Here is a 24056-nt window from a genome sequence, read left to right on the forward strand (position 1 = left end):
CGGAAAAGCGGGATGTGTTTAGCATACTACCTATTGAATATATGCCGATAAGGGGATATCCCTGTTTTTGAGAATTACGTGTATAACCTTAAAAAAGACGTCAAACATATTTTCAATAGCAGCAGGGCTATAGTTGAGTTTATTATATTGCGTATTGATGGAGATGCAGTTTATATTTTCATTAATGGTGAATTTAAGATCTCCGAGTCCGGACCCGATATCTGAATGATATGGAGTCATATTTTCTATTTCCACATCAGGCACACTCAGAAAATTCAGCATAATGGGAGATAAATCATTGACTGGTAAATCCAGATCTTTCATAATCATTTGCTGTGCATAAAACCTATGGTCAGAAGCCACCATAATATTATCGGTGACGTTTTTCACAAACTCATTGAATGTTAAACCATTATCTTCTTCTATACAAATTATTATTTCTGAAGTTAACCAGCCAACAATCGATTCAAAATCTTTAAGAACCCGATTACTATAAGCAAGACAATATCTCACACTGACTATATTTTCTGTTTTATAAAATACAATAGAAAGGATAGCGGTCAGTGTCATAAATAATGTCGATTCCGACTCCATTGAAAGCTTTCTTAATTCTATAAGCAAATACGGACTGATATAAGTCTTATAACTAGCTCCCGGCGCAGGGTACAAAGAGACAACAGTGCCTACCGCTTCCGCATATTTCTCAATATTTTCTTTATTAAGATATTTCCTGATCTCTTCTTCAAGCGTTTTTTTATAAGATATCTTACCAAAAGTAAGTGCCCTGGGATCTCCAATCTTCTTCCAGTGCTGTTGATTGAGTGCAATACTTCTGGAGATAGCCTTTCTGTAAAACTCGCTGGATATTTTGCCCTTTTCACTTTTCAGGAATCGGTTTGCCCAGCGTGAATAATCTAAATACTGCATTTTTTGCTCTGGTAGCGGGTTTGGCTCTCCTTTCTTAAACGCAGTATAAAGCCGCATGATTTCATGCTTTAAGATCTTAACTGACCCGTCATCAGAAATTGCATGGTGCATAGAAATATACAAGCCCTGCAAGTCATTCGAATATACGACAATTGTAAATGCAATGAATGGTGCTTTTTGAAGATCAAACAAAACATTTGTTGCTTTCTCACTGAATCTCGCATATTTAATGGCTTCGTCTTTTTCCTTTGAAAGATCAAGATAACCAATTTCAAAGCCTGGCGGAAGATCATCATATATCTTTTGTCTCACCTGCCCATCAATCAAGAGCAAATAAGTACGCAAACTATCATGCCGTTTTACTACCGTAAAGATAGCTTTACGCATGGCCTCAATATCGAGTGCCTCAATTTGCAGCTGAAAATTCTGGTTATGTAAAAAACTGCCGGCAATTAAATAACGGAAAAATGATTTCTTTTGCTGGTGCGTAGTTTCATAATCCTTATCTTCTCTCGATTTCTCATAGTAGTCTGTGTCTTTTATACTAAACCATTTTTCGGAGTTAACGGCTGAATGTTTGCGTTTAGCCTCTTTAATGAAGGCAATAAGGTGTTCTTTATTTTTTCTGACCTCTGCTAAAATACCTGAAAAATCAAAACCCGGAGGCATTTCAAGTTTTAGCTGGTCACTGACAACATCTATCCTGATATTGTTGCATTTTAACTTATAGATGAGCGTTTCCATAGTTTTCTTTTTGCTTAAGCGCAGGCTACAATTTTGGACTGGCCCTTCTGTTCAGGTCCTCAGCACCTGTCCCTCTTGATTTCGAAGATTTTACTGTTTGTTTTCCAAAGCTATAGCTAAAGGTTAAAGTTGCCTTCCGGCTTACCCACCGGTTATAAATGGCAAGATCCAGGTTTTGATATTTAAGAGATCCTGTGTATTGAGAATTCAGGAAAATGTCACTTACATTCAATTTCAGTTTGGCTCTCTTTTCTGCAAATGTTTTTTGGATTCCCGCATCAAAATTATACCGGGGTTTAATAGCCCTTTCTATGCCATAGACATAAGGTGAAACATAAGCGAAGTTCAATTCAGCACTCCAGGTATCTGAAATTTTAATCGCATTATAAATATTAATATTGTAGGCCAGTTTACCCGCATAAAAATTTCCGCCCAGTAAGCCCATATCCGTAAATTTATTATAATACAGATTAAACTGGTTCTGCATCGACCACCACGGCCTGATGTTTAACGGGAAGGAAAGGTTAGCAGAGTAATTCTTAAAATTACCCAGGTTACCTTGTATGGCTTTAATTACCTTGGTAGAATCATTTTGTTCGGTTAGCTGAACGATATAATCTTTAGTATTTGAATACCCAAGAGATAGCGTTGCCAGGCCTTTATAAGTATAACTGATTTCAAAGTTATCTGTAAACTGCGGCTTTAGAAACGGGTTCCCCTGATCTAAAGTATAAGGATCCTGGAAAAACACGAAAGGATTGAGCTGCTGATAGTTCGGGCGGTCAATCCTCCTGCTGTAGGAGTACCTGATCGAATTGTCAGCATCAATGGTCTGACTCACAAATACCGAAGGAAATAAAGACAGGTAATTGCTGTCTACTACCTTGTTATCTGTGATAGAATTTCCATTTGAATGTGTCAATTCTGCACGCATACCTGCCTGAACGCTCCATTTATCCCATTTTTTATTAAAATTTACATAAGCTGAATTGACGTTTTCTTTATAGATGAACTTATTGGATTGTAAAGGATCATTCTGCCAGTTCCCACTCAGCAGCCTTTCAAAACCATAATCATTTATCGTCTTTACATAATCACTTTTAAGTCCAGTTTCAAAAACAAGTCCTTCTTGTAGTGGCAGCGTCAAATCAACACGGCCAGTCAAAATATCTATTTTGGATTCCGTACTGTTCCGCTGTGTCTGATTATCAGTCAGCAGGTTATCAGCATCAAAAAAGTTAGTATTGAAATCCTGGTTCCTTTTATTGTTGTAACCAGAATAAGTTGCGTCAAAGCGTATACCAGCCCCTGTTTTATTAAAATCTCTTTTCAGGTTAAAGTTTGTCGTGATATACCTGCGTGGCGCATAAGTGGATGAATTTTGTTGTAAGGAACTGGAAACACCAGATTCCCCGCCACTGATATGTGTATTGCTCACCCCGTTAATATCATCTTTAACTACCCCCCCATCCACTAATATGCCGATACTGGTCTTCTCTGAAGGAGAAAAGTCAACACCAAATTTCCCTGTTACTCCTTTTCCAACTTTAGGCTGGGTCAGGTACTGATCAAATACACTGGTTTTATCGTTAAAATTCACATTCCTCTTGAGCGTGGTTTCATTATAATCTGCACTTCTGTACTGATTGACATTTCCATACACATTCCACTTTTCTGTCCTGTGGTTCAGGCTCAGGTTCGCAAATTCACGCCAGAGGTCTTTCGGGCCATAAGGAACGATTCCATTCCCCACACTTGTGGAAAAACTACCGTTGGTGCCGAATAATTTACTTTTCTTTAATTTGATGTCGATGATACCCGCGTTGCCGGAAGCATCGTATTTGGCCGAAGGATTAGCAATAATATCAATAGTAGCTACCTGATCACTGGTCATACTTTTTAACAAATTGGCCAGGTCAGTACTTGATAGATAGTTCTTTCTTCCATCGATCATAACCAGCACCCCGCTTTTATTTTTAAGCTTGATCTCATCGTTCTGATGATTAACAATTACACCCGGAGCCTTTTCTAAAATTTCCAGCACAGTACTTCCCCCCGCCAGAATACTATTTTCGATATTCAGTGTAGTTCTGTCTATCTTTTGTTCAATCAATGGTTTTTTTACTACAATATTAACCTGGGAAAGAGACTTGCTATCTGTCAATACGATCAAATCGTCTACTTTGACATGCAGATGCGTAGAATCCAGCACAAAATTATTGCTGCGTTTTTTCACATAACCGATCATGGATACCGAAATATAATAGGTTCCCGGTGCAACAGCAGGAAACAGGTAGTTTCCAGAAAAATCCGCTTGCGCTAATTTAACCTGCGTAGAATCCTGCGACCGGAGTAAACTGATGGTCGCAAGGCTTAAAGCACCTTTATGATCATCATAAACTGTTCCTGTAACTGTTCCCTGGGCATAACTTCCCGCAGAGATCAACAATAAAAAGAGCAGCGTATATATGTTTTTTGTAATCTTCATTTCTTTAATTATAAGTAGAGGCAGAATAGATTGAATGGATAAAAGTACCGAACATAAATTCGCTGAAAGTATAAATTCTAGTGTATTTTATAAAATACTTTTCTCATTAAATGCGACAAACCAGCATAAAAACCAATAAAAGGGAGTGCGATACTGATTTGACGGATTGGCCAGAGACCACGGCGGTATAAATTTCGTACAAAGTAATTGGAGAAATCACCAAGAATATGAATTGGACTTGCCCAGCAATAAGCCAGTGTAAAACCAATTTTACCATCAGTTGGCACCACTCCATGATGCCAATAAGGAGGAATATACAGGGCATCTCCCTCTTCTACATCCGCAATAAAGGAATTCAATTTCAGCTCTTTGTCTAAAGCTTCCCCTTCCAGGTGCTTTTCTTTTTCTAAAAAATCTGTGATCTGTTTTACTTGTGGAATACCCGGTGGTAATAAAGCCACACGTTTACTTCCATTCACCTGGCACATCAATGTTTCATCGGCATCGTGATAATGCCATGCAGTAGCCGCCCGGCGATAAATAAAAAAGCGTCTTTGGGAATATAATCTCGGTTTTTCTTCCGGATCTAAAAACTCAAATCCACCCAGATCTTTTATAATTCCTTTGAAACGGTTATTTGGTGAGATCACTTCCCCGGGAAGGCTTAATATTTTATCCTGGTTTTGAAATAAACGTTCAATTGCATCATGAAACTGCATTTCCTCACGTCCATCTTTATGACGGACCTGGTTGTTGAAATTTTGATGCGGATAAACGTGCAGCTTAAAATTTTCACAAGCGGAAAGCCAGTAGTCTTTATCTTTCCATTTCTTGACTGCGGGCCAGTGTTTAACTGCACCTTTAATCAGACATGGTTTATTCTGGGAAACCCAGTCTCTTTTAAACGAACTTTCACAAAGATCGCTGGCATTGACAACATTCACTCCTGCTGCATTTTCGATTCCGGGGATTACAGAAAAGAACGAATTGCAAAGTTCATTCATCTCCAAATCTCCATTTATAGGATTAGCTAACGTACTCATAATTAGGTAGGATTAATTTTCCGGATAAATATTTTTTAATTGGTCACCTCTCTGATCAGTGCTTTAGCCAATACGGTTACAGAATCGATGATCAGGATGTTATCTTCTTCACTTTCTTTGATAATAAGTGATAACTCTGTGCATCCCAGGATGATCGCATCTACATTTTGCGCTTTAAAAAATGAAATTGCACGTCTGGATAAAAGTTCCGCCTCGGGAGTAATCACTGCATTTGATTTAATGCCGATTTCAGGATCATAGATCATTTTATGAATAACATCATTCTGAAATTCAAACTCAGGTACCACCACTTCATACCCCAGCTGCAAGAGCAGGTCTTTATACAGTCCGGTTTTATAGGTACCATTGGTTGCCATAATACCAACTCTACGTACCTTTTTATGATAGTTTTGGATGTATTTGCAGGTTTCAAACGGCATATTCAGCAATTTAAGCTCACTGCTTAAAGCACTGGAGATGACATCAAAAATTTTCGGGGAGTGACAGGTATTACAAGCCAGTCCGATCACCGTAGCCCCAACTGCCTCCAGTTTTTTAATAATAGAAATGATATTATATGCAGGATTTGTAATCAGGTCGTTTTCTAAATATAAAGTTCTGTCGGTGATATCTTTGGGAAAAGACATTAAAACGGCCGATAAATGCTGCTGGTCTGTCTTCGCTTTTGTTTCACATAAGATACTGTTAAACAATGCCACACCAGATTGAGGCCCCATCCCTCCTACAATACCGATAACCTTTTCTTTAATCAGAGTCATAATATAATGTTTAAGTATTAATTGAGTCTTTTAAGGCATTCTTTGATCTGGCCTTCTACCTCAGTAGTACCAGGATTAAGCAGCTTGCATTGTGTAAAATTTGCAAGGGCCGATTTATAGTCTTTCAGTCTGAAATCCAGCTTTCCTAATTCTAAGTAGGCTTCAGATTTTTCAGGATGCCTCTTTCTGTTTTCTTCCATCAGCCTTTTCGCAACGGTTTTGTTATCCGAAGCAATGATCAGGGCAAGATTATTTAAGCTGGCGAAGGAGAGTTCTTTGTTTGAAGTATGTGCAACCTTATTAAACAGATTGTCTACGGGCCCAGTTCTGTAAATCCTTAATAAAGCAAGCGCAGGATCCGGGTAATGTTCGAAATCACTATCATCCAGTAGAGGATCAATATTCAGGTTGACAGATAATTCGTTTAGTTTATTCAGGATAGACATGCCCAGGCTGCTGTTGGTAAAGAACGCAACACCGCTTTTATTCTTTTTAGAATAGTATACCCAGGAACGGAAGCCGTCCTGAACACCATTCTGAAAAATAATAGTGTCACCCTGTGCGTATTGGAGACCAAATCCAGCTCCCCAATAGAGCAATTTCCCTTTATCACCCAAACCAATATCGCCATGTGTGATATCTTTTACGCGATCATCAGATAAGTATTTTCTATTAAAAATAGAAGTAATTAATGTCGCATAATCCTTGGCAGTGGTATGTATACCACCCGAAACCAGGACAGAATCATTTTTCCATTTTTTGATTTCTTTACCAAAAACAGTATATCCGGTTGCATAATTTTGAGGATAAGAGCCATCCTTTTCATATTTAGAGAAAGTCCGGTGCAATTGTAAAGGCTCATAAACCAACTCTTTCAGATACGTATCAGCACTCTTTTTAAGGATAACTTCAATTACATTTCCAAGATAAACATAACCGGCGCTGGAGTAAACAAAGTCAGTACCGGGGGCAGCAACCAATTCCAGTACCTCCGCATTATTTTCTCTCTTATAATTTTCGATGCCAGAAGAATGACTTAAAATCATCCTTGCGGTAATCAATTTATACCGGCTATCGTGCTGTAAAAGCGGATATTCAAGATATTCGTATAAGGGTTTATCCAGATCCAGTTTCTGCTGATCTGCCAGCTGCATAGCCACAAAAACCAGGAAGCTTTTGGATAAAGAACAGGCTTCAAATATAGTTTCAGGATCTGCCTGATCACTAACCAGCTGCGTTTTGCTTCCATACACATTGGAGAACACAACCTGATCATTATTGATTATAGCCAGTGACAAACCGGGGATACCGATATCGGTAAGCATGTCATTCACCTGCTTATTAAATTGTTTAGTTTCGATAACCCTATGGTTTGCTTTGAAAGTAGCCGTTTGCTGCGCATGTGCAGTGATGCAGCAAATTATAAGCGCAGCCAGCAAGAGATTAATTTTTTTCATAACGATTGGATTAAACCAGCTCAACGGCCGATAAATTTTCACTCACATATTTTTCTAACCGCCCTTGTTTCATTTTCATGATGTCATTGGCTACATCAAAATAATGGTCATCATGCGTGATCGCTATGACGATTTTACCTAGTTTTTGCATATCAGGCAGTAATATTCTGTAGAAGAAGCTTCGGTAACCAGGATCCTGATCCGCAGCCCATTCATCGAATAAATAAATTGGGGAATCTTCTAAATAACATTGCAGCAAGGCCAGTCTTTTTCTTTGTCCGCCGGATAAATCAATAGTACTATATCCTTTTTCACTGATTTCAACCTTTTCATCCAGGTTCAGGATCTTTAAATACTTGGCGATATCTGCCGCCTTATCATTAATGTTGATGTTGTATAACTTTTCAAACAGATAAGAAGGGCTGAACACAGTAGAAAAATATTCACCAAGCTGGCTGCCTGTTACCGGCTTATCATTGATCAGTATTCTTCCCTGATCCGGCTCATATAAACCGGTGAGTAGTTTTGCCAGCGTAGTTTTACCACTTCCGTTAGCCCCTATGATAAATAATATCTCTCCTTTTTTAACTTCCAGTTCAATAGGGCCGACACCAAAAGAATTCTTTTCATTTTTGTTTTTATGCTGATAGCTCACACCTTGCAGTTTGATGCTGTTCACTACTTTTTCCAGCGGTAATGGTTCTGCATAAATGTCGAGCGTTGCCGGAATACCTGTCAGAAACTCCTGAACACGGTTCCATGCTATTTTCAATTGCATAATAGCAGGTACAGAACCCAGTAATTCATTGATAGGCTTCATCAGGTACAGCAATATGATAACGAAGCTCATAATAGTAGAAGCATAAATTCCAGGGAAAATTTTAGGCAATGCAAACACAACTGTACCTAATAACACCACCAGCAGAGACTCTCCGACCATACTTGCGTTGATAAACCGGACATTTGCAGTGGTCATTTTTTCCTTGAACTCATTGACAGTATGCGTTAAATCTGCTTTATATTCCAGCTTTTTGTTCCGGTGCATACTAATTTCTTTGAAGCCATCCATTAAACCATTAATATGGTTCATAAAAACGTTACGTGTAGTCCAGGCTTCTTCAAAGTATTTGTTGGTGCTTTTACTCACCAGGTAGTAGAGCAGTGAAACGCAAAGAACCAGTACGATTGTCAGAATTGTAGCCCAGAAAGCAATAGAAGCCAGGTAAATAAAGGTACCCAGAGCTGTAAATGTACTGGTAATCAGCATAACCAGCATATTGGTAGACTCACCAATCGTATTCACATTATCATTAAGCGCAGTATAGATCTTTCCACGGTCTATTTTCTCAAAATTCTGATAATTGGTAGAAAAAAGTTTGTCAATAATCCGGATTCTCAATTCATAAACGACATTTCTGCTGATAGTCACCAGGTTAACCTGTACATACCTTCTTCCTAAAATATAGATGCAACAGGTTAATGCATAATAGAACAATAAATATTTCCACTGCGAATTGTCAACAGAAGAGGTAATTAACACAATGACCAGCATATTGGCTAAGCCAGAGAGGATACTCATCACTAAAATCTGAGGCAATTGATTTTTCAATTTGTCCTGTTCAGGAAACAGCAAACTGATGAAAAAAGCAAAAAAGCTAATGGCAATCGCACCCAAAACCAGTTGCGCCATTACCAGAAAACTAACTGGCGACCATACTATAGCAGACTCCCAGGTGAAACCTGCCAAAGCCTTCGGCACCAGGTAGAGTGCAAAAAATATCGGAACAAGGCACAAAACAAAGAAGAAAAGCTGAGCAGATTTTTCACGGGTCAAGCCTTCAAATTTTCGCTTCTGTTTGAAAGCATCTATTCCTATTTTCCCCACAAATGCGACTACTAATAAGACATATCCTGCCAGCAGGAAAGTAACAAATGCATAAGTCTGATCACTCTTATCGACTTTTTCAAAATCTTTAGTTACTGGATCGCCTGCCAATATCCTGGTTACATTCTCCCCAATCAAAGTCGTAAAACTACTATTGGAATTTGCCAGTATCGCCAGTGCAGTATGCCCGGCGGTATTTAGGTTTACATAAGAAGTATAGTTTGGATTTAACCCTTCATGATAAATATTACCTTTCCCATCCAGATTGACTTCCCAGCCCATTGCATAAGAAGACATTCCATGTAAGGGTACGGTCTGATCACGTTCATGGGTAGTATTAGCCAGTTCCTTTAATTCAGAATTTGTAGTGCCCAACTGAAATTCAAGCCATTTAGCCATATCAGTTGTATTGGAGATCACATAACCAGCTGCATTATTTCCTTTATAAACCGGTGCAGTATAAGGCCTTGCTTTATAGAATCCAATTTTATATCCTTTGGCCATCAACTCAGGGTCAGCAGGAATACCAATCGAAGAATTAGCTAGCTGAAGCGTACCTATTACCTGGTTTTGGAGATAAGATTCAAAGGGCTGATGTGTTACTGTTTGTATAACACAGGCGAGAATATCATAGTTGATCGTCGCATATTCAAATTTTTTGCCCGGTAAATTGCGCAAGTCCAGATCTACTGTTTTTCTAACAGTTTGTTCGAGCGAATTAGCAGTATTACTTTCAGGGATGAGTGAAAGCGTTTGCCAGGAAATTCCACTGGTATGGTGTAACAACTGACGGATTGTAACTTTAGCCGCTTTGTCTTTATAGTTTACTTTAAACCAGGGAATATAATCGGCTACATCAGCATCGAGCTTCAGTGAACCTGTTTTAGCGAGGTTTAAAACAGCGAGCGCAGTAAATGCCTTACTCGTAGACCCCAGCTGAAATAAAGTCTGTGCTGTAACCGGTATTTTTTTCTCCAGATCTGCATAGCCATAATTTCTGATGATCCGGTGCCCATCTTTCAGGATGACCAGGCTCAGACCAGGAATTTTCCCGCGCTCCATCAGTGTAGTAACCTCCTGATCAATCTGATTGATCAGGACTTTATCTTCTTTTGTCTGAGCAAAAGAATAGCCAGGTATACCGCAGCTTAGCAGTATAGCAATAACAATACTTTTGACTTTAAAATTTCCCATTTGAATTGAATAACTTGTATTGATTATTAAAAGGATAGTACGGCTTCTGCTTCGACAATGTCCATGATCTTCTCATAGGATGCAGGATGATATTTTTTCAGTTTGTAACTCACTTCATCACAAAAAGGCTGCATCCCTTTGCAGCTGCCATATAGATGTGTTAACCCCGATTGAGGTGGTGTTTTACGGAAACGCTCCAGACCTTTCATCTCATCATCCACTAAATGTTCACCGGTTGTATAGGTGTATAAGTTGACTGGTTTCTGATGGGTCTGCGCAAGGCTGTAAAATAAGACCTGCTCAAAAATTGTATTAAAGGGGCCTAATGCCATGCGGGAAAAGTTTTGCTTATTCGCATTGATAAATTTGAAGGCCTCGATAGTATAAAGCCTGAAAAACTCCAGATCATGACCACCAGTAATTCCCATATTGTAAGCATTGATTGGCTCTATTCTGTGCCTTGCTTTGATACACTCTGGAATGTGCAGGTTTAAAGGAGCGACCTCTTCCATCAGGTTCTTGTAAAAAGCATATTCTTTTTCCAGGTGCTGTGCAACCAGCGGACTTTTAGTCATATCCGACCTGAGTTCTTCCCAGATAAATAAATCGGAATCGACATGCAAAAATGGTTCATTCTGTAAGCCATACGCATATAATTTACCCAATGCCCAAAGGTCAGCAGGATAATCATTCAGATCATCAAGCCCAAGACGAACATTGGTATAAGGCAATTCCAGTGTATCGATCAGAATTTTTTTCCCCAGACGGTCGGTAACGAGTTCAACATGATCGTAATAACGGCACAGCTGTAAGCAGCTTAATGCCCAGCTCATATAATAATACTTTTTATCAATCCAACCGCCATGCAAACGGGTTTCGGCAGCATCTACAGCGGAATTAATATAAGGTTTGGACCAAAAAGACTGGACTAACTTCATAAGTTTAAGATTATAAGGTTTATAGATAGGTTTTGATTATAGCACCGCTAAAACAGGCTCTGAATCCGCCCAGCGATATTGATCAATTTTAGCTTTACGGATCATTGCATTCAGGACTTTCTTCTTATTTCCGTATCTGTTTTCTACGGTTTTGGAGGTGGTTGTAAAGATGGTATCAGCCCATTTCAAGACATCATAACTGCGAAGTCTTAAATGCATCTTTTTATTGCGGCGGTTTATTTCTTCTGCCGGCATGGCAAGCGCTGTAGTTAATGCGCTGACCAGTTCATCGGGACAAAATGGGTTGACAGCGAGTGCTTCTGAAAGCTCATGAATGGCACCTGCCATTTCACTCAATATTAAGACACCCCGGTCCGTTTCATTCGAAGCAATATATTCTTTAGCGATCAGGTTCATTCCATCACAAAACGGAGTAATCAAAGCCACATCACTTATCCCATAAAGCGCACATAATTCCAGAAAGGAATATTGTCTGTATTGATAAATGACCGGGCACCAGGTATGTGTTCCATAAGTGCCATTAATTCTGCCTACCCACTCATCGATGTTTCGCTTCATCTGTTTGTACGATTCGATCTGACCCCTGGAAGGTGCAACAATCAGCATCAGCACTACTTTTCCGGTTAATTCGGGATGAAGTTCCAGGAATTTATTAAAAGCAATCAGCCTGTTTAAGATTCCTTTGGTATAATCCAGCCGGTCAACGGAAAGAATAATTTTGCAGGCCGGAAGATCTTTGCGCACCTGCGCTTTGATACGGGTACAAGCTTCACTTTTAGCAGTCTTTTTAATCTCCTGATAGTCTATTCCCATCGGAAAAACATCAACCTTGATTTTACGTTGCGCCTTCCTGATCGTTTGCTGACTGCAATCAATTTGAAGTACTTTAGACACACATTTCTTAAAGTCCTGCGTATAATCCTGGGTATGAAAACCAATCACATCGGCGCCCAATAGTCCATTCAACAATCCTTCCTGTTCCATCTTTGGCAAATGGTTGAACAAGTTGATCGGTGGAAAAGGGATATGCATAAAAAATGTAACCACCGCATTCGGAAAATCTTTCCGGATCATTTGTGGCAAGAGCATCAACTGGTAATCATGTATCCAGATGACATCGCCATCTTTGATCTTATCTTTTAATTCCAGGTAAAAAATCTCATTGGCTTCCTGATAGTATTTCCAGGAATTAGTATCATAAGTAATCCGATCAGGAAAACAATGAAATAATGGCCAGAGTACTTTATTACAGTAATCCTGATAAAAGCCTTCAATTAACTTTTTACTTAAGTAAACAGGGTGATAACTATAACGCGCTATACATTCTTCGGTAATGGCTTCCCGCTTCTCCTTTTTAATGGAAGCGCCAGGCCATCCAAACCATAAATACTCATCAAAGTCTGTTTGCGCAAGTTTAATACGTTTGATGTAAGAATCTATCCCTGTAGCCAATCCTCCAATACTCCTTTTATGACCGGAGCCCGGAACATCGTCTATAGTTACAGGCAATCTGTTTGAAACAATGATTAGTCTCATAATAATACGTTTTTAGTAAGGGTGTGTACAGCTATACTGTTTTAATAAATGAAGAGAGCGGCAATTCACTGTACTGGAGTACTGAATCAATAAGTTTAAAGTAGATATTCAGCATCTCTTCTATTTTTTCTGCGGTATAGATTTCCGTATTATATTGGATACTCAGAGAAACACAATTGGTATGTTCGCGGATCGTACATTTGAAATTAAAATGTCCGGAACCGAAATCGTCATGATGAGGGGTAAGATCTTCTACTAAAAGATCTTGTGAGCTAATAAAGTTGAGTAAAACTGGCGATAAATCGTTCAGTTGAATATCCAGATCTTTCATGATCATTTCATGCGCATAAAAACGATGATCGGCAGCTTCAAGCACGTTGTTGGTGACTGTTTTGACAAGATCTCTGATGGTCAGCTCCTCGTTCATCTCTACACAAGTAATGATTTCTGAGGTTAACCAGCCAATGATCGGTTCAAATTCTTTAAAGACCCTGGTGGTATAAGGCAGGCTGAACCTGACGCTTGCCAGCTCTTCAACTTTGTGGAACAGTACTGCAAACAGCGCTGTAAAAGTCATATATAAACTGGATTCACATTGTGTAGAAAACTTCCGCAGCCGTTGCAATACAGGTGCCTGGATATAAGTCACAAATGAAGCACCTGGTTGCACATAGATATTGGTGATGGTACCTTCTGCTTCAAAAAACCGGTCTGTATCTGCTGTCAATAAGTATTTTTTAATTTCACTTTGCAGTTGTTGCCTGTAAGATTTTGCAGGACTTGAAATTAGCGCCGGATTTATGTTTTGGTGTTTAGCTTTACGTGCTTTATTCAGCTTGATACTTTCAGAGATCTTTTGGGTATAGAAGTTTTTAGATTTCAAGCCCTTCCCGCTTTGCAAAAAATCATTTACCCAGGCAGCATATTCTTTATATTGAAGTTTCAACGCAGGTAATGGATTGGGTTCTCCTTTTAGAAAGGCTTTATACAGCAGCTCAATTTCAGTTTTAAGTATTTTCACTGAAGCCTCATCTGCGATGGTATGATGCAGGGTTACCGCTACGCCATGTATGTTTTCGGCATAGTCAACCATCGTGAAAGCCATTAATGGCTGCTTCTGAAAGTCAAATAAAATATCGTAGGCCTGTGTACAAAGCTTTGCATTTTTAGCCTGTTCATCCTGTTCTTCCAACAGGTTCAGGTAACCAATTTCAAAATCGGCAGGGATCATATCATATATTCCCTGATAGACCTTTCCATCAGACAAGACCATATAAGTTCTCAGGCTTTCATGACGTTCCACCAGGGTATTAATCACTTTGCGCATGATCTCAGTATTTAATACTTCCACCTGAGTATAAAAATTCAGATTGTAAGCATATTTACCAATAATCAGGGAGCGTACATATTCCTTTCTTTGCTGATGTACAACTTCATAAAAGTCCTTCTTATCTAATAAATTAAGCCCTGCTATTTCCTTTTTATCAAACCAGCAATCAGTTTGATCAGGATTATTACGGCCTTGTGCATTCTTTATAAATGCAATCAGGGCTTCTTTATTCTGTCTGACCTCGGCCAGAATTTCAGTGCAGTCCAGCTGATGAGGCAGGTTTAATTTGAGCTGATCATCTACTACATTGATTTCAATCTCCTTGCATTTCAGCTTATAAAGTAGTTTCTCCATCAGATAGTTACCTCCAATTTATCCGATCCATCAATTTCAATTTCATCTGCTTTATTCAGCCATAGATTGACATCAATATACTCGGCCATCAACTTGATGTTTAGGCGCTTAAATACTTCTTTTAAGGGGAATTCCACATGCAGTTCTTTAAAGATGCAATTGATCAGTTCGAGTGCTTTTAAAGAGTGTCCCCCAAGTTCAAAGAAATTTGAGGTGATGCCAATCCTTTCTTTCTCCAGTTTTAAGACCTCTGCCCATATTTCAACCAGTTTTTCTTCTGTGATACCCGAAGGTTTCTCGTAAGTATTAACTGTTGTAATTTCGGGATCAGGCAATGCTGCCCGGTTTAACTTGCCATTGGCTGTAACCGGCATCGCATCCAGGCGAATAAAATAAGCGGGAATCATATATTCCGGCAACTCTGCTGCTAAATAACCTTTCAGGTCTGAAATATCATTTTTAGCTATATAGTAGGCTACTAAGTTTTTATCTCCCTCTTTTTCTTTAACAATTACGGCCGCTTTCTGAATCAATTCATGTTTAGAGAGTTGATTTTCAATTTCCCCCAATTCAATACGGAATCCTCTGATCTTAACCTGATCATCAATACGGCCGAGATATTCAATATTACCGTCTTCAAGCCATCTGGCCAGGTCTCCGGTTTTATATAAACGCTCTGCTGCGTTTAATGGATTGATAATAAATTTTTCAGCAGTAAGCGCTGGGTTATTAACATAACCCCTGGCTAATCCTACCCCTGAGATACATAACTCCCCAGCTATTCCAACTGGTAACAATTGATAGTTTTTATCCAGTACATGTAACTTGATATTATCAATAGGTTTACCAATCGGCACGCAGGTTAACTGCTCATCAGATTGACAATCAAAATAACTTACATCAACAGTCGCCTCTGTCGGGCCATATAAATTAACGAGTTTGGTATTAGTTTGCTGATAAACGATCTGATTGAACCTATTAGCTAGTTGTACTGGTAAAGCTTCTCCGCTGGCAAAAACATATTTTAAGGTTTTTAACCTGGTTATACTAAAGTCTTCTCTGTTTACATATCTCAGAAAGATATTCAGCATAGAAGGCACAAAGTGCATGACAGAAACTTTATTTGGCACAATCGCATCAACGATAGTCCATGGGTTCTTTTCTCCTTCAGGTTCCAGCATGATTAATTTAGCACCCATCATCAGCGGCCAGAAGAGTTCCCAGACAGAGACGTCAAATGTAAAAGGCGTTTTCTGTAAAATAACGTCTTCATTGGTAATCGGATAGGCTTTCTGCATCCAGTTGATCCTGTTGACCAGAGATTCGTGCGCAATAGCTACTCCTTTTGGACGTCCTGTTGATCCTGAGGTATAAATCACATAAGCGATATCCTTTGGAGTGGCCAGGTTCATGAATTCTACTGCTTCAGTATCCATATCCAGCTGTACAAGATCAATAACCTCCGGTCCTTCTCTAAAGTTATAGACAAATACAGTTTCGGTGAGCAGCAGTTTTACAGCCGCATTTTCAAGAATATATTTATTTCTCTCTTCCGGATTGTTGGTATCAATTGGCAGATAAGCATGTCCTGCTTTCAGAATTCCCAAAATACCGATCATCATCTCGAAGGAGCGTAATACGGCAATACCAATCACGGCATTCTGACCAGGTACTTTTTTCCGGAGATAATCAGCCAGTACCGTAGATTTCCTGTCCAGCTCTGCATAAGTCAATTCTTTAGCATCAGTTACTACAGCCACGCGTTCAGGATATTTAATTACATTTTCCCTGAACAGGTCAATAATTGTTTTTTCAGCAGGAAAAACCGCATCTGTATGGTTAAACTCGTGGATTAACCTGGCAGATTCCTGTGCACCAATCAAGCTTTCTGCTCTTAATTCAGTTTGATAGTTGTCCGTAAAGAAGTTTAAGATATTCAGATAAACTTCGTTGAATTTATGCACAAGCTCATTGCTGATGAATGAAGAGACATAGGCATAACTGATCGAACATCCTTCATGATCTTTTTTAATATTTACATCAAATAAAGTATGTCCTCTGATATAGTTATCAACTTCAAGCGTTGATTCATCTTTACTTTCTTTTTGTAAGCGTAATTCATAAGAAGAGTGGAAATCAGTATAATTGAAGAGTATATCTGAAATCGGATTTTCTGTGTACTCAGCCGCACCCAGCGCCCTGTTAATATTAAACAGGGATGCTCTGTCATAAGGTTTGATTTCAAGCAATTTACGCTCTACTGTATCGAGCAGATTTTGACTGGTCATGCCATTTTCAAACTTCAACCGCACTGGAATAGTGTTTAAGAAGTTACCAAACACTTTTTCACCATCTTCTCCGATAGAACGGTTAAAGGTAACCATACCGGTCGTGATGTCACTTTCATAATTCAGTGTGCTCACTGTATAAGCAAAGGCTGCAAAAAACAGATTCTTTAAGCTGTTATTTCTCTTTTCGGCCAGCAGCTGAAGTTTATCATACAATACACTTTCTATTGGGCTGCGTAATGATCTGTATTCTTTTTTATTGCTGTTTATACCGAATGATACTTTTTTAAATCCTTCCAGTTCTTTGCTCCAGTAGTTGAGATTATCCGGGTTTTTCTCATAGACCAGTTCTTCAGTGATAAAGTTTCTGTAATTGCTTTGCAGCAATTCAGGTTTATACTGATGATCCTCAACAAGTTCGATATAAGTGTTGTTCAGCTCATTTAAGAAAGTGGAGATACTCCATCCATCGCTGATCGCGTGGTGGTTATCAAAGGTCATAAAATGTTCATTATGGCCTAATTTATAAACCCCCATCTTCCAGAGCGGAGCAGTTGTCAGGTCAAAACTTTCGTTTCTCGCTGTGGTCATTGCTGCGCTGATCAGCTCTTGTTGCTCCTCTTTTGATAAGTCACTGAGATCTGAATAAGGCAAATGGATAGGTACTTCTTTGTAAACAATATGGGCAAATTCATTCAGATCAAAAGCTGTTCTGAGTGCCGAGTGTTTTTCAGTAAGTAGTTGCAGGGCCTTTTTAACCAGTTCATGGTTAAAGTTTTCATAATAGATTGGCCAGGCCAGTTGTTCATAGTACAACACATCTTCAGGATGTTTCATTTGCACAAAACACATTCCTTTTTCAATGTTGCTCATCGGGTAAACAGCCTCAATTCTTGCATCTGGATTTTTACCGAGGTAATTCTCCTGGAATGATTTAAGTTCTGCGTCTGCTTCCTGATAGTATTGTTTATCACTATCAGATTTAACACCAGCTACAAATTCTGATAGCTGTTTAATAGTTTGATGATTGTATAAATCAATTATTCTGATCCTGACCGCCAGTTCTTTATTAACCAGGTTGATTAAGCGTATTGCTTTGATAGAGTCTCCGCCAACGGCAAAGTAATTATCTGTAATTCCGATGCGGGAAAGATTAAGAATCCTCATCCAGATTTCACTAAGCTTCATTTCATTCAGCGTGGTCGCTGGCACATAATCTTTTACCAGGTCAATTTGTGGTGCAGGTAATCTGGAAGTATCAATTTTACCGTTAACCGTGAGCGGCATTTGCGCAATCCTGATAAAGTAAGAAGGAATCATATACAGCGGAATACTTTCTGCCATAATACTTCTCAAATGTGCCGGGGCTATTTCTGTATCAGCAATGTAATAGGCAGTTAAATAAGGTTCCCCGTTATTTTCCTGATGTACTACTTTAGCCTCCCTGATAAACCTGTATTTGATCAGTGCATTTTCAATTTCCCCAAGTTCAATTCTGAAACCTTTCAGCTGAATCTGGTTATCCAGTCTGCCTTTATATTCCAGTTCTCCGGTAGCCATTAAACGAACACCATCTCCGGATTTATAAAGCCTGTCGCCTTCCTGAAAAGGGTTATTGATAAAGCGCTGATGCGTGAGTTCGACATTATTGATATAACCTCTGGTTACTCCTTTACCACCAACATACAGTTCTCCCGAAAAACCTTCGGGCACTATATTCATATCCTTATCCAGAATATAACCGGACAGTGCTGGCAATGGTTTACCCACATTACTGATCCCCGCAGCTATATCCTGTAAAGTGATTTCTTTATAAGTATTGTGAATGGTTGTTTCTGTAATGCCATACATATTGATCAGCTTTGCAGCCGGATATTTATTGGCCCAGTAAGCTAGTTTTCTGACATTTAACTGCTCACCTGCAAAGATGATATATCTGAGTTTTAGTTGTACATCATGTTCTTCCATTTCCTGTTGCATCAGGTTGTAAAAGGCAGTAGGCGTCTGGCATAAAACGGTAACTTCCTTTTCTTTAATGATATTCAGGAATGCTTCAGGATCGATACTGTCTTGTTTAGATACAATGACCAGTTTACCACCATATAACAGCGAACCATACATTTCCCACACGCTGACATCAAAGCAATATCTATGGAACATGGTCCATACATCGGTCGGATTAAAGTCAAACTGGAACTGTTCATTGGCCAGAATACTCATCAGGTTACCGTAGTTCACCATCACCCCTTTCGGCCTTCCGGTAGTACCAGAAGTATAAATAATATAACACAAATTAGTATTGCTTCTTGCAATCAGCGGATTATAGCGGTCTGTTGATTTACCCAAAAATGTATTGGTGTAAATTCTTTCCACAGTAGTATCCAGCCTGTCTGACAAATCGGTTGTGGTGATCAGCAGTGAGGTTGCAGAGTCTTCCAGCAACAGTTTATTTCTTTCTTCGGGTGCATCAATATCCAGGGGCAGATAGGCTCCTCCTGCTTTGATGATGGCCAGAATACTGATGATCATATCTATTGAGCGATCAATAAACAGGGCAACTATCGTGTTAGCTTTAACGCCTTTATTGATTAAGTCGTGACTGAGCTGATTTGCTTTTGCATTCAGCTCTTTGTAAGTCAGGCTGGTTCCATAACAGTCTACAGCAACAGCATCCGGAGTTTGACTCACCTGCGCTTCAAAAAGGTCTACTACTGTTTTATCCACAGGGTAATCCACATTTGTATAATTCAGTTGCTGTAGTAATTTTGCTTTCTCAGCTGCTTGCACAAATTCCAGCTTAGCAAGCTGCATTGCCGGGTTAACCGCCACTTGTGAAATCAGACATCTAAAGGCGTCAATAAATTTCAGTATGGTATCCGTACTAAAAAGACTGGTAGAATATTCAAATTGGAAAGATAGATTTTCCTGAGCCTGTACAGCAGTTAAGCTGATATCAAACTTGGAAACAGGTCTGCTAAACTGATAAGGTTGTAATTCCATACCAGGTATTTTAAGTTCCGCTGCGCCGAAATTCTCAAAAGAAAATACTGCTTCAAACAGCATGTTATGACTGGTATTGCGATCAATCTTCAGGTCATCGACTAAGGAATCATAAGTATAATCCTGGTTATCAAAACAAGTCAGCACTTTATTTTTCACATTGGACAGAAACTCCTTAAAGCTGAATGTGCCTTCCAGATTATTTCTTATCGGAACGATGTTAACAAACATTCCAATCAGGTTTTCCAGATCACTGTGTGTACGTCCTGCGGATGGAACTCCAACTACGACATCCTCCTGCCCGCTTAATTTACACAACAAGATATTGTATAAGGAAAGCAAGAGCATGAACATTGTACTGCCTTCTGCCTCTGCAATAGCTTTCAATTGAGCCGATTCACTACTGCTGATTTCAAAATGGATCACGTTACCATCATAATCTTTTACAGCCGGACGGGTATAGTCCGCTGGTAATTCAAGTGCTTTTACAGGTGTTGCAAATTCATTCAGCCAGAAATCTTTCTGTCTGGATATATTTTCTTTCTGCAAATCGCCATGCTGCCATTCAGCAAAGTCTTTATATTGTATTTGTAAGGGTTGTAACTCTTCATCATTGTACAAGGACATAAAGTCTTTGATCAAAATACCCTGTGATACACCGTCCGAAATAATGTGGTGCATATCAAGCATCAGCAGATGACTATCCTGAGCCAATTCAATAATCCCTACCCTGATCAACAGGTCATTATTCAGGTCAAAAGGTTTTACAAATTCCTGAATCAGCTGGTCCGTAGTTTTTTCACCAGGCTGGAAATAGTCGACACCAAAGTTAACCTGCTCAGCAATTTGCTGCATAGGCTCTTCGTTAGTGAGCTGGAAAGTTGTTCTCAGACTTTCATGTCTTTCAATCAGTTTATTAAATACGCTGGTTAGTTTGTCTCTATCCAGCTTACCGTTAAGTGTAACGGTCTGTAGCATATTATAAGCGAGTGAATTTTTATCAAATTCATAAAGGAAGTATAAACGTCTTTGTGCAGAACTTAAATGATAAAGGTCTTTTTCTGGTGATTTTGTAATCGCTGTATAACCGGTTTCTTCCTGCCCCTCTTTAAGCAGTTCAATATATTCAGCCAGTTTTTTGATAGTAGCATGATTGAAAAACTCTTTGATGGAAATATTTACCTGGTATACTTTGTGTAAACGGGCAACCATCGTTAATGCTTTCAGGGAATCACCTCCTATTTCAAAGAAATCGTCTGTTGCAAGGATATCATTTTTACCAAAAAAGTCTTTCCATATTTCTACCAGTTCTTCCAGCATTGGTTTGCTGGTTGTATGATTTTCTGTAGTCAGCAGAAGTTCCTGAGTAACAGCAGAAGCCTGTTCATCCGTATAGGCGGGTTGGTTCTCGTTAATCATTCCTGTTATCATTTTGAAAGCATCCACATTTACGGGATAAGCTATTTTATCAAATGAATAAGCAGGTAAGGCCATTTTTTGTCTTTGTTCATCCTGATAATAAGCTGCCCAGTCGATGTCTATTCCTTGCTGCCACAGTTCTCCCATTCCTTTGAGCACTTGTTTCTGGTCCTGATGTACTTGTGCAGCGCTGCTGATCATACTGATCACTTTGTGCTGACGGGTGCGGCTCTGGTGAGAACGTACAAAAGTAGAAAGTGCGTTTCCTGGCCCTAATTCGATAAAAACCGCCTGTTCCTGTTGCAGGATATGTCCGGCGCCTGCACTGAAGCGGACTTCATTTCTCAGGTGTTTCACCCAGTAAGCCGGGCTTCCCATTTCACTATCCTTTGCTGGCTCACCAGTCAGGTTAGAGATCACCGGAATTTGTTGCGGTTTAAAATTAATGCCTTCAAATGCTTTTTCGAACTCCGCTAAAATCCCATCCATCATCCACGAATGAAAGGCATGGGAAGTATGCAATACTTTATTTTTATAACCTGATGTAGTGAGTTTAGTTGCAAAGGCCATCAAAGGTTCTTCTTCACCAGAAACCACACTTAAACTGCTGCTATTGACTGCCGCAAGAGAAATCGCAGGCTCGTCTTTTAACAAGTCTCTTAATTCCGGTTCTGAGATTGAGACACTTAACATCTGACCCTTTTTTACCTGCTGCATTAAAGCTCCACGCTTAATCACCAGTTTCAAAGCATCTTCCATGCTCAACACCCCACTGATACAGGCAGCTACATATTCACCTATGCTGTGTCCGATCAGCATTGCAGGTTTAATTCCCCAATGCAATAACAAACAGCTCAATGCATACTCCATGATAAAAAGAGCAGGCTGAGCATAACAAGTATCATTGATATTCAATGCACTGGTTCCTTCCGGATAAATTACCGCCTTCAGATCCATGTTTGACTGTTTAGCCGCAATTGCGAAACACGCATCTGCTGCGGAACGAAAAACAGCTTCATTTTCGTAAAGCTCCTGGTACATTCCGGTATATTGTGAGCCCTGACCACTAAACATGAATACCAGTGGTTGTTTACCAGCGGAAACAGCCTGTAAATGAAGTTCATCTTCGTCTAAAGCTTCTAATGCTTCATCGGCTGTACTGCAAACCAGACTTTTACGGTAATTGAAATGCGAACGGCCTGTTTGAAGGGTATAAGATAGGTCCGCTAATTTAGCATCCGGGTGCTGTGTAAAGTAAGTTTTATATTTTTCAAGGTTGCGTTTCAACGCTTCCTCATTCTTTCCTGAAAATAATAATAAGTGTTGTTCACGTCCTGCATCCGAAGCCACAGCTTCAGGCGCCTCTTCCAGAATGATATGCGCATTCGTACCACCGATACCGAATGAGCTTACCCCTGCACGCAATGGATATTGAGTACTTTCCCAATTCCTTAAAGTGGTATTCACATAGAAAGGACTTGCCTGGAAATCAATTTTAGGATTCGGAGTTTTATAATGAAGACTTGGAGGCAACTGACGATGTTTAATCGACAATACAGCTTTGATTAATCCAGCAATCCCCGCAGCTGAATCCAGGTGACCAATATTTGTTTTTACAGAACCAATGGCACAATATTGACGTTTATCGGTATTGAAGGCTTGTTTCAGGCCTTCTATTTCTATCGGATCACCCAAATTAGTTCCAGTACCGTGCGCTTCAATCATTCCGATACTTTCTGGTTCTACTTTAGCCCATTTTTGAGCCATCATAATCACCTCAGTCTGGCCGTCAACAGAAGGTGCGGTATAGCTGACTTTATGATTGCCGTCGTTGTTAATACCGCCTCCTTTAATGATAGCCCAGATATGATCTCCATCTTTAATGGCATTCTTTAATGTTTTCAGGATCACTACACCTGCTCCTTCACCACTGATCGTTCCATTGGCATCCGCGTCAAACGCTTTGCAATGTCCGTCTTTAGAGTGGATCATTCCTTCGGTATATTTATATCCTTTTTCAGCTTTATTCGTGATTCTTACCCCACCTGCAATTGCAATATTACAGTCCGCAAATAATAAACTTCTACAGGCCTGATGAACGGCAACCAGTGAAGTCGAACAAGCGGTATCCAGAAAAACCGAAGGGCCTTTTGAATTCAGGAAATAAGATAATTTAGTGGTTAGAAACCGGGCGTTACTTACTTGTGAAGCCGTATAGTCATCTACCAGGCCTTCTTTATTAATCAGCTCTGAATAGACCTGCCAGTTCACATTGGTCGCTGCCCCGGCAAAAATGCCAACTTTGTTCTTTTCATCATTTACATTAACCGCAGCATCTTCCAGCGCTTCCCAAACACATTCATGAAAAATCCGCAGTTGCGGATCCATCATTCTGGCTTCATTAGGTCTGTAATTAAAAAACGAGGAATCAAAGTGGTTTTTGTCCTTGATAAAGCTATTTGCTTTTACATACAATGGGTCGTCTATAACGGACTGATCTTCACCGGAATTTTTCAGTTGCTCATCAGTAAAAAAGCTTACTGATTCCACTCCATTTTTCAGATTATTCCAAAAAGTTTCCAGATCATTTGCTCCGGGAAATCTGCCAGACATTCCTATAATAGCGATTTCTAATCCTGTGTACTCTTTCATC

10 protein-coding genes are annotated in these 24056 nt (G+C 39.5%); all 10 read right to left on the minus strand.

The window, feature by feature from the left end; all coding sequences use genetic code 11:
• Nucleotides 1–30 precede the first annotated feature (30 nt).
• The 10 genes from HDE70_RS19200 to HDE70_RS19245 all read right to left on the minus strand — a co-directional run bounded on the left by HDE70_RS19200 (nt 31) and on the right by HDE70_RS19245 (nt 24055).
• Nucleotides 31–1671, minus strand: a complete 1641-nt coding sequence (locus HDE70_RS19200; RefSeq protein WP_183868368.1) for a condensation domain-containing protein — start codon at nt 1669–1671, stop codon at nt 31–33.
• Between the two features lie 25 nt (nt 1672–1696).
• Nucleotides 1697–4159, minus strand: coding sequence for an outer membrane beta-barrel family protein (locus tag HDE70_RS19205; RefSeq protein WP_183891569.1), 2463 nt, complete (start codon nt 4157–4159; stop codon nt 1697–1699).
• A gap of 77 nt (nt 4160–4236) precedes the next feature.
• The gene (locus HDE70_RS19210) at nt 4237–5202 is read right to left on the minus strand and encodes a cupin-like domain-containing protein (RefSeq protein ID WP_183891570.1); all 966 of its coding nucleotides are present in this window, start codon (nt 5200–5202) and stop codon (nt 4237–4239) included.
• A gap of 35 nt (nt 5203–5237) precedes the next feature.
• Nucleotides 5238–5981 (minus strand): aspartate/glutamate racemase family protein, encoded by a 744-nt coding sequence (locus HDE70_RS19215; RefSeq protein WP_183868371.1) that lies wholly within the window; start codon nt 5979–5981, stop codon nt 5238–5240.
• A gap of 17 nt (nt 5982–5998) precedes the next feature.
• Entirely contained in the window at nt 5999–7438 is a 1440-nt protein-coding gene (locus tag HDE70_RS19220; RefSeq protein ID WP_183891571.1) for a serine hydrolase domain-containing protein, read from the minus strand.
• Nucleotides 7439–7448: 10 nt separating this feature from the next.
• A complete protein-coding gene (locus HDE70_RS19225; RefSeq protein WP_183891572.1) occupies nt 7449–10517 on the minus strand; it encodes a cyclic peptide export ABC transporter in 3069 nt (1022 codons plus the stop codon).
• A gap of 26 nt (nt 10518–10543) precedes the next feature.
• A complete protein-coding gene (locus HDE70_RS19230) occupies nt 10544–11455 on the minus strand; it encodes a DUF6734 family protein (RefSeq protein WP_183891573.1) in 912 nt (303 codons plus the stop codon).
• 36 nt (nt 11456–11491) lie between these two features.
• On the minus strand, nt 11492–13012 hold the full coding sequence (locus HDE70_RS19235) for a trehalose-6-phosphate synthase (protein ID WP_183891574.1): 1521 nt from the start codon (nt 13010–13012) through the stop codon (nt 11492–11494).
• A 31-nt stretch (nt 13013–13043) separates the two neighbouring features.
• Nucleotides 13044–14696: a condensation domain-containing protein gene (locus HDE70_RS19240; protein ID WP_183891575.1), complete on the minus strand. Its 1653-nt coding sequence runs from the start codon at nt 14694–14696 to the stop codon at nt 13044–13046.
• Nucleotides 14696–24055, minus strand: a complete 9360-nt coding sequence (locus HDE70_RS19245; RefSeq protein ID WP_183891576.1) for a non-ribosomal peptide synthetase/type I polyketide synthase — start codon at nt 24053–24055, stop codon at nt 14696–14698. Before HDE70_RS19245 ends, HDE70_RS19240 begins: the two co-directional genes overlap by 1 nt.
• Between the last annotated feature and the right edge of the window lies 1 nt (nt 24056).

The organism is Pedobacter cryoconitis (genome assembly GCF_014200595.1).
Classification (GTDB): domain Bacteria; phylum Bacteroidota; class Bacteroidia; order Sphingobacteriales; family Sphingobacteriaceae; genus Pedobacter; species Pedobacter cryoconitis_C.